Below are 17,655 nucleotides of genomic sequence, written 5' to 3' on the forward strand. Positions count from 1 at the left end.
TAAAATTTTCATGAAAGAAACAAATACAAATTTTTTCTCTTAACCAGAAAACATTTATAAATTTGCAAATTTATTGTTAAAATATTTCCTGTTCAGTGCAATTCTAATCATAATTTTTTATGTAGTCTTTACATAAACTTAGTAATAAATTACTCTGCGAATAAGAGCATTCCTTTATTCACGCAAAACCCGATTATTCACTAAAATCCAGTTATAGTTTTATTTTACATTTTAAAGAGGGAAGTATTATGAAGAAAATAGTTGTTTTATGCATGGCAGTTTCGCTGTCTTTATTGGCTTGTTCCACAAATGTCATGGGACGTTCGAGCTTTACACTTATGCCTGACAGCACGTTGAATCAAATGGGAGCAGAGAGCTATGCTGACCAAAAGAAACAACTTCCGGTCAGTAAAGACCAACGTTCCTCTGAAATTGTTCATCGTGTAGCACAACGACTGATTGAAAAATGCAAAGAAATGTATCCTGATGAAGTTGCAGGCTTCGAGTGGGAAGTGAATTTATTCGACGATCCCAAAACACCTAACGCCTATGCAATGCCTGGTGGTAAAATCGGAATCTACACTGGTATTTTGCCCATTTGTGAAACAGAAGCAGGCTTAGCGGCGGTTATGGGACACGAGATTGGCCATGCGCTTCTTAGACATGGAAACGAACGCGTTACAACACAGTTAGTAACCACAGGAGCTGTCACCTTAGTCGGTGCTGCGGTGAGTGTGTCGGATGTATTTGGTGATGAAACTTCCAAAGCAGCTGTCATGGGAGCTTTGGGTGCCGGCGCCCAATATGGAGTTATTCTTCCCTTTTCGCGAGGAAATGAGAGCGAAGCCGACGAATTTGGTATTGTACTTATGGCGGCAGCAGGTTATGACCCCAGTGCTGCTCCACAAATATGGCAAAATATGAAAAAGTTGGGAGAAGGTGGTCCAGAGTATATGTCGACCCACCCATCGCATGATCGTCGTATACAGGATCTCGAATCGCAATTGCCAGAAGCCATGAAGTATTATGATAGAGCACCACAAAAGTATGGAATGGGTGATCGTTTTTAAAAAACATTTCTTTACGAAATTCTATGAATAATCTAAAAAACTTTAAATGCACTTGATATGAACTGTGTTTTTCAGTAAATTTTACCCAAATTAACGAACATCATCGTTTTAGCTGTTATCAAAATCGGGTTCTAAAAAAGTTATCACGAGAAAACGAGTTTTTTGAATGTTTATGTGTTTTTTATGTCATATATTATATAGAGCCCAAAAAGTCATGTTTATGTTTTGTATTATTTTATAAAGTGATTTTGCTTATGGAAAAGATTGATAGCTTAGAACAATTAATAGAGACTTTAAACCCCAACTTTAAAGATTTCGAAGTATACACTCAGGCAATGAATTCTTTGGCAATAGATCCAAAAAGTATCGAAAAATATTGCCATTGGAAGCCAGATTTTTACACCCGCAACTTGGTGAAAAGAACCAAAGCATACGAACTGATGGTGTTGTGTTGGCCGCCTCACCAAACAAGTCCCATTCACAATCACCAAGGTCAAGATTGTTGGATGCACGTTATCTCCGGTGACATCATGGAAATTCAATACCACTGTATAAAAGACAATGAGTCTGGTGATTGGCAAATAAAAGAAGGCGAAAGAGTGGGTTGTGCCCCTACGAAAACAGCTTACATCAACGACGAAATCTGTCTGCATCAAATTTGCAATCACAGTGATAAGCCAGCGATAACACTGCATTTGTACGCATATCCAATAGAGACATGTAACATTTACTGTCGTGAAACAGCAACAGTGACTTCACGTAAACTGAGTTACAGCTCTATCAATGGAGAAAGAGTTGACGGAGAAAAAGTTTCTTAGGGTAGTATACTCTGGGATGTGATTTGTAGAAGTACATTTTTCGCACCACAAATAAAATTATTGCCCTTGCATGTAACCGTTACGTCATGCACAATAACCAATAGGACATTTATTCATGAAAAATAGCCTGTTTGAAATTCGACAAGTCATAATGAAGGCCCGTAAACAAGGATGGATTCCTGAAGAATCTATCGGCAAAATAAACCGGATGCTACGTACAATGGAAAATGCTGGCGTTCCAGAGGTTCTTACGCGGTTTCAAGAAGAGAAAATTTTGAGTGAAGGGGAAATTCAACTCTTAGAAGCACAGTTACGTCAGTATAGAGATAGTGCCCAGAAAAAAGGAGTTATCAAAAAAAAGCTATTCTCTCTTCGCGATGTTTACAAACACTACAAAACACCAGAGGGAACCTTTTATGCTCTTAAAGGAATTTCTCTCAATATCTACTACGGGGAAATACTTGCTGTTTTAGGATTTTCAGGGTCTGGAAAATCGACGTTTTTAAATATTTTAGGATTGTTAGTCACGGCAGATCAAGGCAGCTATATAGATTACAAAGGCACGCGTTACCAAGATCTGAGTAGTAAAGAACGCGACGAAATGCGCAAAAAAGAATTTGGCTTTATTTTTCAAGAGTCGCATCTATTCAGTCATCTAAGCGCTTTGGAAAATGTCGCTTTGCCTCTGCGCTTGCAAAAGAAACCAAATAAAGAGTGTACAGAAAAAGCCGCTTCTATCCTTTCGCGTTTTATGACAAAAGATGAATTAAAAAGCAAAAAAGTTTTCTTTAATAAAAAACCCAATCAATTTTCCGGTGGTCAAAAACAACGTATTGCCGCAGCGCGCGCGATGGTTCATTCGCCAAAAGTCATTTTTGCAGATGAACCCACGGGAAGTCTCGATTACGACACGGGGCAAATGGTAATGGATGCTTTATTTGAAGCTGCCGCGGAAGAAAAAGTTACCGTTATTTTTGTAACGCACAACCACAGTCAAGCCAGACAATACTGTGAACGCTTTGTATGGATGGAAGGGGGAGAATTCAAAAACCAAGTTGTTCATTCTCCAGAAAATACCATGGTCTTAGTTAAACAGTTAACAGGTAAAGAGCTCAGTAAAAAGAAAAGATCCCGTCCTAGCTAAGGAGTTATAAAATGTCTTTCGTACATAAGTTGTCATTTTTATTGATTTTGATATACATAAGCACATCTCTTATCGCAGACAATGGCATAAAGAGAAAACGTGCCCCACGTTGGGGAAGCGAACCAATTATTAATGAATACGGAGACCCAATGGTTGCCGCTGTTATCCAAGGTAATGTAAAAGCGGGTCGCGAACGTCTTTATATGTTTTCCGCATACTATGTTTACGAAGAAACACCGACAGAATGTTATCTGGGAATTCCCGAAGCAGGAGATCTACCTCTTGCCAAGCGTATTGGTTGGGTAAAAAAAGAGTATCTACTACTCAACCCAGAAGCTCTGAGAACAAGGTTTAAAATATTTCGTAAAGCCATTGTATTTGACAACAAGCACGAAAATCGTATACCTGTTTTTAATGCCCCAGATAATGATGCAGAAGAAATGGGTAAAACTCCCATGTTTACTTTTTTCTATATCTATAAAGTCGTCGGCGACTACTACTTAATTGGTCTCTCTCCAAATGTTGACCTGGAGTATTGTAACGACGAAATTCTAGGGTGGATTCACAAAAAAACATGTCGCGAGTGGAACACACGCCAAGCGGTAGGACATGAAAGAACAAGTCGTTGGCAACGTATACAGCAAGAAAAAGTAGACAAAAACGGTCTCGTCAAAATTTTTGTCAACGAAGATGCCGCAAAAAACTACGAACTAGACGGGGTCGTAAACGAAGAGTTGGAAAGCACTGTATGGCGCTATAACATGCCGCGTTATCCGCTACTACAGAGTAAGAGTCAAGAAAATAAACGTCTGTTTCAAGTGGCGTTTTTGGGCGGGGATAAGGGCTCAGAACTACAAGAAGTCATTTCGCGTATAAAAGAAAAGAGAGAAATGCTATCTAAGGTAGATATCATGTTTCTTGTCGATGCCAGCAGTCGTCAAAACAGTCGTCGTCAAATCCAACGCGCGATCAGCAAATCCATTGCGAAAATAAAAAAGCAAGACGGACCACGGGACAAAGCCGTAGATTTGAAAGTGGGCTTGATTTATTTCAGTGACTTTAGTGAACTGCAAACATACCGTTATCAACGCGGAAAAATATTTCAACCACAAGTCGTAAGACTTCATTCGATGACAGACAACATCAAGCGTTTTGAAAGACGCTTTAAAACACCGCATTTCTACGGACAAAAAGAAGAACGCAAGTCGTTATTTTATGCGATCGACGTGGCGATGAACAAACGTGCACGCTGGCGCGAAGGCAGTAGCCGTCATATTATTGTTCTCGGATACTCGGGAAATCATGCGGCCGACTCCACATCGAAGAAAAATGTTTCCAAACTAGAAGAAAAAGACATTGTCGAAGCTCTGAAACTCCACGACGCAGAATTACACGGTATTCAACTGCCGCATAACATTGAAGCAAACCCAAACCACAACTCGTTTGTCGAGCAAATAGCTGCGATAAATGGGCAAGTAGGTCGTGGTGGTATTTTTCCTGCATGGAACTATTCGGAAGGTGATATTCAAAATAACCTCGAAGAACTCCTTGGCGTTGTTTTCAACGGTATCAAAGAACAGATTCGCGTACGCCAGCAAATTATTGGTGACTTGGAACACGGTTTAGATGTCGAACAAATCAGTAGACGTTACAAAGACAAGTGGGAAAAATTCAACGAACGCAAACAAAAAGATTTATTTCGTTTGTATATCAAAGCCAAAGCTCCGGGAACATTGTTAAAGGTATCCCCTACGGTGCATTATCATAGTGTTCCGACGATGAATAAAATGTTCATTGAAAAAGAAGACATTTCACTCGAAGATTTCAAAAAAGGTGGTGTCTACTACGACAAGGGTTGGACGTGGGAATACAACCCGCAAACAAATATTCGCCAAATGCAAGTGTATCTTCTAATGAACAAAATGGAGCTAAGTCGCTTATTGGGATTTTTATCTGCCCTACTACAAGAGTTAGAGCAAGCGTCAAGACCCGAGCAGTATTTGGAAATATGGAAAACGTTGTTGAAAACAACCCTGGGTATTGATTCTGTTCCCGCGTCAGAACCTCTTGACAGTTTGATGAAACAACACACTGGTCTACCGTTTATGAACGGTCTACTCAGTTACACCCTAGACGACTTTGTCGAGAAGGCACGTGATCCAGGTTTTCGTAAAGACTTACTGCGCAATCTCAGCGCCAACACCAACTATCTATACGATGTTTTATCAGCCAAGGAAAAAGAACGTATCAAAGATGGAAATGGTAATCTCAAGACGCAAGGACGCAAAAGATGGTGGAAAGAACGCGAGAACGAATTGGAATACGCGTGGATTGAAATTGAACTTTTTCCATAAGGTTTAACGAAATCGTTCATTCGTAGCCGTAACTATTGTTATCATCGTGACCGTGACCAATGTAAACGCAATGATCACGGTCACGGCTACTTTAAAACCAACATTGTCATTCATGAACTTTTAGTTAACTTTGTAAAGTATAAAAACACATGAAAAACACCTATATTTTGAGATATTCCTGGAAAGATATCTGGCACACAACGAACCGTCCCTTTACTTTAATCAACATCATTGCAATTGTTGTTTCCGTAACCACTCTTGTTCTTTTGTTAGGTGGACTTCAGTCGTTTGAAGATAATAGAGAAAATAAAATAGATGCCGCAGGACTAGCGATCGAAGCAACCTCTTATGAAGAAAGTAAGATTAGTCAAGAACAAAGAGAGTCTCTGGCAAAACTAGCCAATGTCAAGTCTAGTCATTGGTGGAAGCCCACTTTATTTGTGTTTTACAAAAAAAAAGGAGGGCTGTTTGAGAAAGCTAGTGGACAAACAATAGATTTACAAGATCCCATACTCGAAAACCTCAAAGATGTACGCAACAACGCCCGCGTTACTTTCCTAGACAAATCGAAAATAAAAGACAGCGCATATGATGAAATAGGCATTATCATTCCCTTCGGCATGTTAAAACAGCTGAAATATTTGCCAGAGGCCGTAAATGTGGAACAAGAAAAAACCTGGAAACACATTCCACTACCGAAGACCATTCGCGTGCGTATTAAAGAAAAAGGGCTAGGAGGAATGCCCATGATATTTGATCTACCAATAATCGGTATCGTTGATGATAAAACTTTGGGGCGTTATTTGGTGACAAAAGAGTGTTACGAAATGTTGGGATTACAATGGAATACAAACTTTATGCCACACCTCAAAAAGCGCGATGGCTCGCCATTATTCCCCGATCAAAAACCCACAAATACTCCGCCACCTTCTATTCAGCGAAGCGCCGACACCCATGTTTCTGTTTACGTCGACGACCGCCAACAACTACTGCCCGTTTTACGAAAAATTCGCGTTTTAGGACTTCGTGCCTCCTCCGCTTTAGAGTTTTTCTTGCAAGATTACCAACAGCAAGAAACTTTTTTTATTGCCGCGGCCAGTGGTATTTGTTTTGCGCTTTTCCTATTTACCGGAGTTATTTTGTTTGCCACATTTTATGCTCTGACATTACGCAAACGCAAAGAAATCGGCATTCTCAAGTCTTGTGGAGCATCTTCATGGTTGGTCACCAAAATTTTCGTTTTACAAGCACTCAACATTGGCTTTCTAGCGATTAGCGTTGGAATCGCAAGTGGTGTCTTACTTGGCTCACAGCTTTCGCAATACGCAAAAGAGAAACTCGACACCAACGTGTTCTCGATGCCGGAACAATATCTGGTATTTATATTTGGTTATGGCTTATTGTTTTGTCTACTGGTGACATTTATACCTGTTCGCATGGCAGTTAAAGTCGATGCCGATACGGTCATTAGAGCAAATTAAAGGATATTAAATATGAAGTGGGGCTATCTTGCTCGTTATTGCTGGAATTCTATTTTGGGAAAAACCGATAGAATATTTTCCTTCCTTAGTATTTTTTCGATCATAGTGACAATCACCATCTTTATATCACTGACTGGTTTGTTGTACTCGTTCAAACAGTACACCACACAAGTCCTCGACAATTTACCTCTCAACATAGAGGTCTTTAAAACACAGAATATGTTGCAGAGCAATATTTCTAGCCAGGAAAAAGACATCCTTGCTGTTACAGGTGTTGAAAAAATGTCCAAGCGCGTGGCAACTCGCGTACCTTTTTACAATGCTCAAGGAAACTTTGTTCCCAAAAAAAACTTACCTCAAGGGACAACCACCAATCCGCAAATAGAGGATCTTGAACTCATAGATATCAACGATACGATTGTTTCTTTACAAAACAAAGAGGAATTACAGTCTCGCTTTGACGAAGCAGGCATTATTGTGTCGTGGCGTTTTTTGCAAAGATTAGGTTATTTTAAACAAAAAGCCTCGCCTAGAGATAAAACTACCTGGCAAGGCGCTACGATTCCCAAGCATCTTTTCATCCAGGTTGTTGATAACGAAGCTCGACCACCTATTCCGTTGAAATTGCCAGTGCCTGTACGTGGGGTTATTGAAAATTTGCCACGCGCAGCTTACATCTTAACCGAAGATTTTTACAATTTAACCACAAAGTGGCGTAATGATTTTCAGTATCTCATTACCGATTTTGAAAACAAACCTCTTGTAGCTCCGCAGAAAAATATTCGCATTGCTTACTACGTTCTCGACGAAGACCAACTCATGGCCGCAGAAGATAGCATTGAAGATATCGAGGAACAAGTAGATTTATACGAAATAGAAGTGTATATAGAAAGCTGGCAAGTAGAGGATCGGCTAGAAGAGCGCTTGGTCTTTGGTTCTTACAATGGAGATTTCTTAAACAAAAAATCCTTAGACAAAATAGACGCTGACATCCGTGCCTATGAAGGTTTAAAAGAAGTTGTGCCACTCAAATTCGTCGAAGAGATGCCCGATGTAAAAACATGGGATTCTTTTGATAAATTTGAATTTTCAAGTGAGCATATGCAAGCAACTGTTTACTTACAAAATCGTAAATACATTCGCGATGTACTCAGTCGTTTGCGTACGATGGGGCTATTTGCCTCATCGCCTCTTGAAAAGGCGCTAAAAACTTTTGAAAATCAAGAGCAATTCTATCTTGCGGCAACGATCGCCATATTTTCGCTCATTGTACTCCTCTCAGGTATCGTTCTCTTCAGTACTTTCTATACCAGTGTGCAGCGCAAACAAAAACAAATTGGTCTACTAAAGGCCATCGGTGCTTCCAATACATTGGTCACACTTTTGTTTATGATTGAGTCGGCACTCATCACCCTAATCAGCGCACCTTTTGGTGTGGCTCTGGGACGTTATACCGGAATGCAAGCGGGAACGTGGATCAACAGCATTGCCAAATTTGAAGGAACAGGCATCGAGTTTGGGCTACCCGAAACATACATTGCCACAATCGTAGGTGCTGTATTCATTTGTTCATGGCTAGCCATTTTTACTCCCATTCGCATGGCGGCAAAAATAGAGCCTGCGCAAGCCGTTAGATCGTAGAGGATTTTATGTTTATCGTATGGCAACTCATTATTCCGATACTACTGATCCTTGCCGTTATCCGTTGGTTGGCAAAAACCAAAGAGCAAAAGGCAAGGTTAGATATACCTGTGCGGCGTCGTAACACCCAGGGTTTTAAATGTGCCTTTTGCTTGTACTGCAAAAGAATGGACGAAGACGGAGTTTTGTGTAGCGTTGGCAAAACTCCGACGTTTAAAACCCCTGTTCATATCAACAACTGTATAGATTTCACCAGAGATTCGTAAGCCTAACAATTGGTTTTAGATACGCCTCCTTGACGCAATAAAATAAAACAATAAAAACAAATTGAGACGTGTTACGCCTCTCCCGTGGGAGAGGCATGAGACTTGTTGCTTTCAGTTTAGCTGAAAGCAACAAGGTGATGGTGAGGGCACCCATCTGAAAACGAAACTCTTATCCTAAGTCAACCTACCAATTCCTACACCTCAAGAAATCACAAAGTACTGGTAGTCTCCCCGAAAATTTACTATAGTATAGATATATAAAATTTAAAACTTTTAGGGAGGTTATATGAGAACTCTTGTTATACTGATGGTATTGATGGTCACCATCTGTGCACAAACCCAACAAACAACACCAATTTTGAGCCGCATTGAGATTGAGGCATCAAATAGCGAAAAAATGATGCAGTTGGCGACACTTTACGAAGTGCGTGCGGTCAACGGTAATGTGATGGAAATTATCATTCCTAGCGTTCACATTAAAGAAGCCGAAGAAATTGCTGGTAGTACGGCGAAGATCATTGAAAAAGACATTCACGAACAAATCTCCAAAGAACGTCTTGACGAATATCCCACGTACCAACAAGTTCAAGATCAAATGAAGGCATGGGAAGACGCCTATCCTCAATTTGTCAAACTGGAACAATATGGTTCCTCCACAAGCGGCTATCCTCTTTTAGCGCTAAAAGTAACCGACAATGTCAACGAAGACGAAAATGAACCTTCGGTTCTACTAACCGCAGCAACTCATGGGGACGAACTCATCACTGTCAAAGTGATGTTGGCGATTATGAAAAGAGTCATCGAAGGTAACGGAGCGATTCAGGAAATTACCGAACTCGTCAACAATCGCGAAATATGGTTTATCCCCGTAGTAAGTCCTGACGGATATACCAGACGTCAAAGATATGTAGGATGGACAGACCCTAACCGCGATTATCCATGGCCGCAAGATCCACAGCACAAATCGATTCCTTGTATTCAAGGACTACGCGATTTATTTACCCAGCACAACTTTGATGCCAGTGTTGATTACCACGCATCGGGACGTATGTATATGTATCCATGGGCGTACACCAAGCAAAGTCCTTCAAAAACACAAGATTTCGACATAATTGCCAAGGGAATGGCCAAATACAATGGCTACATCTACGGACAAATCTCCAAGGTGATTTACGTTGCCCAAGGTTCGAGTTGTGATTACTATCACTGGCGTCACAAAACCACTTCTCTCGCTGTAGAAGTTGGACGCTCCAAGGTACCTCACGGTGCCGAAATTGACCGTGTTGTTGCCGAGAATATCGACGCCGCACTGTTTTTTATTGAAAAAGCACCTAAGTAATGTAGGGGCGGACCTTGTGTCCGCCCTCTCCCCCAAGATATATAGATACTCTTTCTGAGTACGAATTATTCACATCATATTGGTAAAGTTAGGTCCTCTGATTCAAACGAAAATCTATCTTTATTTGTTCGAACGGGCGGACACAAGGTCCGCCTCTACAACGCACTTCGTAAAAGATACATTTCTTTTTGCGATTAACAACTTTTACCATTTAGGAAAAAACATGCATCATCTTTATTTATTCTTAGTTTGGTGGCATATCCTTGGTGTTACTATCTGGCTGGGGGCAAACTTCTTTTTGGTACTCGTTTTGCTTCCCATTGCCAAAAAAGATACCTATCGCGATTTCTATCCACAACTATTTGCCGATATCGTCATGCGACTTCGTGCTGTTTCGTGGTTCGTTCTCAGTAGTGTTGTTATTAGTGGAGTGTTTTTGATGATGTTCCGTTTTGGCAAAGTAATCGTCACATGGGATTTTTGGCGTGAATTGTATGGAGAGACGCTATTTATCAAACTGTGTTTTGTCGCTGCGGTGTTTATTGGTAGCTTTTTACACGACTTTCATTGGGGTCCCAAGGCAATTGCGCTGTTGCAACAAAACCCTGAGGATGCGCAGACAAAAAAAATGCGCCGTATATCTTCGTATATAGGACGCATTATCTTTTTATTCGGACTAATTGTTGTATTTCTTGCGGTAAAATTTGTGCGCGGAGGTTAACTCGATGCCTTGCCGTTTTCCTTTTCAAGCTCACGTTGCTTGGCGATCATGCGTTTCATTTTCCACCCCGCTAAAAACAGCAGTAATACAAATACCCCAATAGAGGTGAAGAAAAATATCGGACTTTCTAAAAAGACTTTTAGTTTGGCTTTAAAATAAACAGCCCCAAAAGCCAGACTAAAGCATCCGAGAACTGAGCCAACAAAAATCCAAAAAATAGACACTAAACGCGAAAAGCCTAGGATACTGGCTAAAAACGCTGCACCAATCGCCCCGGTACCAGCGATGGGAAAACTGACAAATAGCACAATCGCGATGATGGCGAAATCGTACATCCACTTACTTGACTGCAACAAATAGTATGAATCTTCTTGTATGTGCTGTAGTTTGTCACCAATAAAGTATATTTTTTTGAGTAAGTGAAAATTGTATACGATGAGAAAAGCAACCGCCGTATCCATATAAATCACCATGGCCGCAAGTTCGTAAGAGTTAAATAAAATATCAACGTCTAAGCTTTTCACCACCGGAGCGAAAATAACAAACTTACCCAGGCCAAAGAAAGACATCACAGCGAGATACCCTACCTGTACGGAGTGTTCTGTGCTGTAAACATAACTGACCCCCACGAGTACCAACTTGGTAACCGCCACAAGAGCGATAAAAATAAATATTTGCAGTACAATACTCGGAGCAGGTCGCACTGTTTCAGTTGTGGATTCAGACATTTTTTCGACTTTCTAGAAAATAAATCCCATTACTAAGTTATCTATACATGAATTTCCCAAATTTTTAGTGTTGTTGCTAGCATACTTTGAAAGGAATCTTTATCCGTCGTATGCAAAGTGATTCTCAATATTTCGCTAATCACCAGTGTATTTAAAGAAAAACTTCCTGGGCATTCGACCAAAATACAGAGTAGTGTTTCACGATCTTTGTTCATTGCAGCCTTACTAGCGACTCTACGTGCAAGGCGTATACGTTCCTCACCACTAGATGTCAGTACAAAATCCAATGCTTTTTCGCGAGAGGTTTCGTAAATTTTTTCTACATATTCTTCGAGAATAGGTATTTTTATTTCAGGAGCGCTAATTTTATCAAGAATATTTTCGACAAGACCATCATCTGGCGTTCGCAAAAGAGTAAATGCTATTTTTTGCAATCCCCAAAAACGATAGGTCTCTATCTCTATATCGTCGACTGCGGCTAGTAACTGACGCCACATTTTCTGTGGCAATTTTATGTGCGTTAAAACATCGGCCACAGAGTCAATCGCTTCTCTCTTACTGTTGTCGTCTACTATTTCGCTCCAAGAATCAATAGCTTTTTTCATCATCGCATCAATATTGTCTTTGCCTTGTATGTATTTGGCCAAACGAATACAACTGATGAAGTAAAATCCTGTGGGACGATCCGCAGATTCGATAATCGCCATGACCTTTTCCAATACAGTTTTGCGGTCCTCTACAATTTCGGCAAAGTCAAACAGTAAGTTCATTTGCAATGTATTGTCAATAATTCCCTTTAAAAGAGGCCATACATTTTCCCACATGTCCATTTTTGCGTATGAAAAAATGATTTGTGGTAAAATGGTCGATTGATAAAATTTTCCAAGCCCCTCTCCCATATCAATTGTTTTTTCCATGGTGCGGCTTACTTCTTGCAGCATGTTACACTGATGGTACTTATCGACGATGAGTAGATAAATTTCACATATTTGTTGTGATTTCGATATACGATTTGCCAATTGTTCTGCTTCGGAGAAGAAAATTCTCTTCATACCAACATTGGCATTTTCGATGAGTGCCTTTGCCATAGAAGCATACGCGCTATTTTTGCAATCTTCTTTTTTCCAAGAGGCTGGTATGCGGCGGAATTTTTGCCATGTGTCACTTCCCACCGAAAAATCAGAGGCAATAAGAATAGATTTCGCTAAAAATTGCAGCGCATCGGCTTGTTCATACTCGGACTCTAGTTCTCCGAGCACATCGAGGCAAAAGTCAAAACTTTCGGCAAAGTCTTCCCATGGTGCGATGAGTAGCATTTTTTTAGCGACAATCGTCACCGCACGTATGGCCTGTACTCCTTTACCAACGTACTGTGCATCGCTGAGTAACTTTCCCCATAGTTCCTTGTTTTGCTCGTAGTTATCAAGACTTAAAACCACATCCCCAAGAGCCTCAAGATAATTTTGTTGTAGAGAAACTTTGCTAAAATTTAGCACAACCGATTCCGCATGTTTCCACAACTCGACAATATCCACATGCTCTTTCATTTTAGGTAACAGTTGCAAAAATTCATACTGAGAGACCTTTTCCTGTCCTCGTTTGTACATCTTTGGCAGTATTTGGAAAAACAGCCCACGTGCCAGTGCGTAATCTTGCGCTTCGATGCACAATGACATGATGCGCGTCAAAATGTCTATTTCTGGCGTTTCCTCGCATAATTCTACGTTTACCAATATTGTTTTTTCTAAAAGCGATTGTGCTAAATCTACACAGTTGCTGTTGAATAAGTATACAATGTACTCGTATACATTATGAATCTGCGTTCTGTTTTCCCAAATCTCCTTGTCAATTGTCTTTAGAATATCACTGCACCGAGTTTCTTCACCGATTTCACGAAAATAATTTGCCACTTTTGCCAAATGGTATGTACGCGTATTCAATTCCATGCGTTCACAACACCCTAAGGCCATGTCCAGATATTTGATTGTTTCCTGCAATTGGCTCCACCCTGCAAAAGCTTTGGAAATTTGAACGTACAACTCACCTTTGGTAACAACGCAATCTAGTTCCTCTGTCGCTTTAAAGATGTATACCCATAGTAATTTTGTTTTTTCATAATAAGATACGGCACTAAGTTTTTCGACACTTCTTGTGATGGTTGCCGTTTTGTCACGCAGGCTTAAATGCGGAATCCAAGAAAAGACTTCGTGCCAAATATTTTTTGTATTGTCAATTTGCAAAGGATTGAGAAGGCGATCAATAATTTTCAAGATCAGAGCACTCTCATAATTTCCCGATTGTACGTCGTTGGTAATGATACCCACAATTAAATTGATTTTTTCCGTTGTGGCTTTTTCTAGTACGTTTAAATATACGTCATAGCGTTCATAGGCGTTGACAATATCTTCGGTGAGCTTAAGAGCCTCGTCAAAGTGACGGCGCTTAACTTTATATAAAGAAAGCCTTGACAATGGCTTAGAACGATACTTGGGAGACGACAATCGCGAAATAATTGTTTGCGCATTTTTGGCATAGCCATTGTCCGCCATTTTACATCCTAGGTACGAAAGAGCTTTATTCTTGTCTTCATCATGGCCAACATCTTTCAACAAGTCACATACGGCGAGATATTTTTTCCATATGGCGTCACTAGCAAGCGTTTCCAAACGAAACAAACCATCTGCGGCGTTGGACAGTATCGTTAAACGCTTCTTATTGTCTTTAAGTGACTTTGTTTCTTCTAAAATAACGTCCCAATACTGTCGTGCAGAATTTTCTACAATTCCCTTTAAATGGTGAGAGAGATGGAAAAAAGTATTGGTGCGCACTTCGAGTTTTAGGAGTTGTAGTTGTGGAAGTAAAGAAAGAACGTGATCCCACATTTGTACCTGCGCGAAGTAAATGGTGACTTCGCTGATTAATCTTTCTTGTGCACCACAAGTAATTTCCTTTTGCGAGGCAGAAAATAGACGTTTCCAGTGCACACGCATTTCGTCAAATGTGCCTATTTCACTAATAATGGTAATTAATTTAAGATACGATTGATATTGCTGCTCTTCGCTCTGCTGATTGATAATAATAAATGCTCGTTCTAATTGGTATTTGGCGTCTTGTAATTCATCCATACTACCGAGTAATTGCGCGTATTTTGCAATAAGTACAATATCTTGCTCTACACGCGTAGCAAAACTCTCGATGTAAGGCTTGAGAACATCCATGTAATGTTCACTAGGCACTGTTTTGGCAATCACAATGCAGCAATCTATTTGGATGAGCGTATCAGAAATCGAATTGACCAAAGTGGTGATCCATTGCCAAACTTCGGGGGATTGCTCGAAGGAATTTATCTCATACAGCACTGGTATCACTTCTGCAATCACTTGATACTTTTCTTCTTCCGAATTTAGCTGTGTACTCGTTTGTACTATCTTACTGATAAATATTTGTAACTGATTCTCGGTGAAGTTTACCTGTGCAAGAATATCAAATAAATGTGAAACGGCGTTTGCTTCGATTAAGCCATGTTTGGAGATAATGGTGTGGATTGGTAAAATGTCGGTCTGGGATATTTTTTGCAACACATAAATGACAAAAGGTTCTAAACCAGCTCCAACATAGCCAATACTTGTGTCTTTAATTCCCTCAAGGGCTTCAAAAATGAAATCGGTTTCTTGGTAGTCTTCATTTTCTATCGCCAACACGAGAATGACCAAAAGAGTCGTAAAAACATCAATAGCATCATTCATTCCTCTCGCCATTTCTACAGCGGCGGTGTAATCGCCATCTTCTGCGTAACGAAAAGTATGTGTAACGCCCCGTAATGATTGATGGACAATCCGTGAGTATTCGGAACTCAATTCAAATAACTTCTGCCAGTTATTGTCTTCCGTACACGCCTGCATCGCTAGATACAAATCGCGACGAATTAACAGATATGATTTAAATCTTCGTAGTTTCTCCTGGCGAAATTCACGATCAAACGCCAGTGAAAAAAGCAATGAATGGTTTTGCGCTTCTTTATAATAATGTGCAAGGTGTAGTAAGCTGTGAGGTGTTGCCAGTGACAAATTTTGCTCGACAATTCGCGCATGATAGTCTGCCAAAGCCCCATAGAAGCATTTTTTGTCATAAGAACTCAATGATTGTAAAATACAATCGCGATATATGCGTTGTGTGGTATAACCAAGCTTTTTGTGCTTGAGAAAAATATTAATGCTATACTTTACTTGTCGTATTTCATCTTTACTCACCCGGAAAATTTCGGCAACCATGTTGTCGGTTATTTTTTCTTGAGAAATGGCCGCTAAAATCAACATTCGTTGCGCTAAAAAATCGTTATCCGAGGGTAAATTATTCCACACCACCATAAAAAGATCGTATATATTCTCGGGTAAATCGCTATGTATTTGCAGATACTTTTTGCTATATGCCTCTAAGCAAAATTTAGCGTAAGCCATATTACCACGGCATTTTTCACGTATTAAATCTTTCTTATGTACATCTAAAGAGGGAGCATAGTGGTGAATATATTCCAGAATTTCTTTACCGGTAAACGAAAATGGTTGTAAGTGATTTAAAGAAACAATCGGTGCTTCTCGCGTGTGTAAAAAACGTAAAAAACACGACTCAACGTTCTTGGCAATAAAAAATAAACACGAAATATTGGAGGGCAATGTCGTTGGGGTAATTAATTTAACATACTGTATGTACTCTGGTATAGAGAATAGACCATCGCAAACGATCAACAAATTTTTATTGTAAACGGCAAGCTCTTCTTTGTTGGCTTTTTCCATCAAATCAAACAGGTGTATCAGCATCGCTTCGCTATCGTATGGTAATTTTGCTATGCGCTTTTCTATTTTCTCTTCGGATAACGTAAACACTTTTTGCAGTATTTGCGCATAAATACTTTTCAAAAAATCAATATAGGAATAATAATTTTCATGGTCACAGAAAAAATAAACAATAATGGTACGCGAAAGCGCCGGGATCTCTTCACGAAGTAGGCTCTCATGGTCTTGTAAAAGACGTGCCATGGAAGTTTTTCCTGTTCCATTTTCGGAACTGATGTATGCATAGCGCTTTTGATGGCTATTTGCGAAAATTTTATAATAAACAGTTGTCCACTTATCAATTGTGTAGTCGTGCGTATTCTCTTTAGGAGGAGTGATATTCACCGGAGCGGCGTCTTTTTTCAACCAACGAATGTCTTTTTGCATCAAAAATAAAGCGTTGGACGAACACTCTTTATAATCGACGATACGCGAATGCCGATAGCTAAAATACGTCATCGAGTGCAAACCAAGGGTTTCAAAAAACAATAAATCGGAAAAACTTTTTTTGCTTTCCACTTGTTGTACCAAAGCTGCGATAAATGGAAACAAAGAGACGTTTTGCTTTTGTTTGTAGGATAAAAAAGGTCGGCCTTTGTAGTTTAACCACTTTTCATCGGAAATACCGCGAATACCAATCGGTTTACTCTTTGTACCACAACACAAAAATCCTCTTGTTTTGCGTTCGTCTTTACTCACAAGAACATAAACACCATATTTTTCTAAAAATTTACAATAGCAATACGCTTGTTCAAGTAAACTACTGTAAAGCTTTAACGTTTCTAAGGGCGGTGTATGAAGGCGGTATTTGCCGACAAATAACTCTTCTCCCAATTGCACAAACAAGTCCATTACTTGCAACCATGTGTATGTTTCGCCTCCTAGTTCTTGTGGAAGTTCAAAAAAAGGTGTTTGTAAATCTTTTATTTCTTGAACAGCGTAAAACTCATTGTTGTCTACAATATTCCTAGTCAACTTTTCTAACATAGTATGCCAAGTCCGCAGTGAATTCTGTTCAACCATGTCTAGTGCACAACGATTTATTTCACTGTCGGAAAACTTCTCGCGATTTTGTAAATAGTCACTAAGAGCAATTGTTCCGACTACCTTAAGGAGAATATCACTACTACGTAGTATTAGCCATAAAGGATTTTCGCCTTTTAACTCCGTTACCGCAAGAACTTGGTATACGTAACCGATGGGAAATGGAAAAGAGGAGATGATGCGTTGTTTTTTTCTATCGTCCATTGTAAATTCCAAA

The 17,655-nt window shown here is 39.8% G+C and carries 11 protein-coding genes; 9 read left to right on the forward strand and 2 right to left on the reverse strand.

The window, feature by feature from the left end:
• Positions 1-248 precede the first annotated feature (248 nt).
• From UABAM_RS25365 to UABAM_RS25405, 9 genes are all read left to right on the forward strand, one after another.
• Positions 249-1,070 (forward strand): M48 family metallopeptidase, encoded by an 822-nt coding sequence (locus tag UABAM_RS25365; RefSeq protein ID WP_151970799.1) that lies wholly within the window; start codon positions 249-251, stop codon positions 1,068-1,070.
• A gap of 254 nt (positions 1,071-1,324) precedes the next feature.
• A complete protein-coding gene (locus UABAM_RS25370) occupies positions 1,325-1,888 on the forward strand; it encodes a cysteine dioxygenase (RefSeq protein WP_151970800.1) in 564 nt (187 codons plus the stop codon).
• A 115-nt stretch (positions 1,889-2,003) separates the two neighbouring features.
• Positions 2,004-3,032, forward strand: a complete 1,029-nt coding sequence (locus UABAM_RS25375; protein WP_151970801.1) for an ABC transporter ATP-binding protein — start codon at positions 2,004-2,006, stop codon at positions 3,030-3,032.
• An 11-nt stretch (positions 3,033-3,043) separates the two neighbouring features.
• The gene (locus UABAM_RS25380) at positions 3,044-5,386 is read left to right on the forward strand and encodes a vWA domain-containing protein (RefSeq protein WP_151970802.1); all 2,343 of its coding nucleotides are present in this window, start codon (positions 3,044-3,046) and stop codon (positions 5,384-5,386) included.
• 149 nt (positions 5,387-5,535) lie between these two features.
• Complete coding sequence (locus UABAM_RS25385; RefSeq protein ID WP_151970803.1) at positions 5,536-6,867, forward strand: ABC transporter permease; 1,332 nt, start codon at positions 5,536-5,538, stop codon at positions 6,865-6,867.
• A gap of 12 nt (positions 6,868-6,879) precedes the next feature.
• Positions 6,880-8,508, forward strand: coding sequence for an ABC transporter permease (locus UABAM_RS25390; RefSeq protein ID WP_151970804.1), 1,629 nt, complete (start codon positions 6,880-6,882; stop codon positions 8,506-8,508).
• A gap of 8 nt (positions 8,509-8,516) precedes the next feature.
• Positions 8,517-8,774: a hypothetical protein gene (locus tag UABAM_RS25395; protein WP_151970805.1), complete on the forward strand. Its 258-nt coding sequence runs from the start codon at positions 8,517-8,519 to the stop codon at positions 8,772-8,774.
• Between the two features lie 286 nt (positions 8,775-9,060).
• Positions 9,061-10,113 (forward strand): M14 family zinc carboxypeptidase, encoded by a 1,053-nt coding sequence (locus UABAM_RS25400; protein WP_151970806.1) that lies wholly within the window; start codon positions 9,061-9,063, stop codon positions 10,111-10,113.
• A 223-nt stretch (positions 10,114-10,336) separates the two neighbouring features.
• Positions 10,337-10,834 (forward strand): CopD family protein, encoded by a 498-nt coding sequence (locus UABAM_RS25405; RefSeq protein ID WP_151970807.1) that lies wholly within the window; start codon positions 10,337-10,339, stop codon positions 10,832-10,834.
• Here the strand turns inward: UABAM_RS25405 and UABAM_RS25410 are convergent.
• Both UABAM_RS25410 and UABAM_RS25415 read right to left on the reverse strand, forming a co-directional pair.
• Complete coding sequence (locus UABAM_RS25410; protein ID WP_151970808.1) at positions 10,831-11,562, reverse strand: small multi-drug export protein; 732 nt, start codon at positions 11,560-11,562, stop codon at positions 10,831-10,833. The genes UABAM_RS25405 and UABAM_RS25410 overlap by 4 nt on opposite strands.
• Positions 11,563-11,603: 41 nt before the next feature.
• A complete protein-coding gene (locus UABAM_RS25415; RefSeq protein ID WP_151970809.1) occupies positions 11,604-17,642 on the reverse strand; it encodes a hypothetical protein in 6,039 nt (2,012 codons plus the stop codon).
• Between the last annotated feature and the right edge of the window lie 13 nt (positions 17,643-17,655).

The organism is Candidatus Uabimicrobium amorphum (genome assembly GCF_009002475.1).
GTDB lineage: Bacteria > Planctomycetota > Uabimicrobiia > Uabimicrobiales > Uabimicrobiaceae > Uabimicrobium > Uabimicrobium amorphum.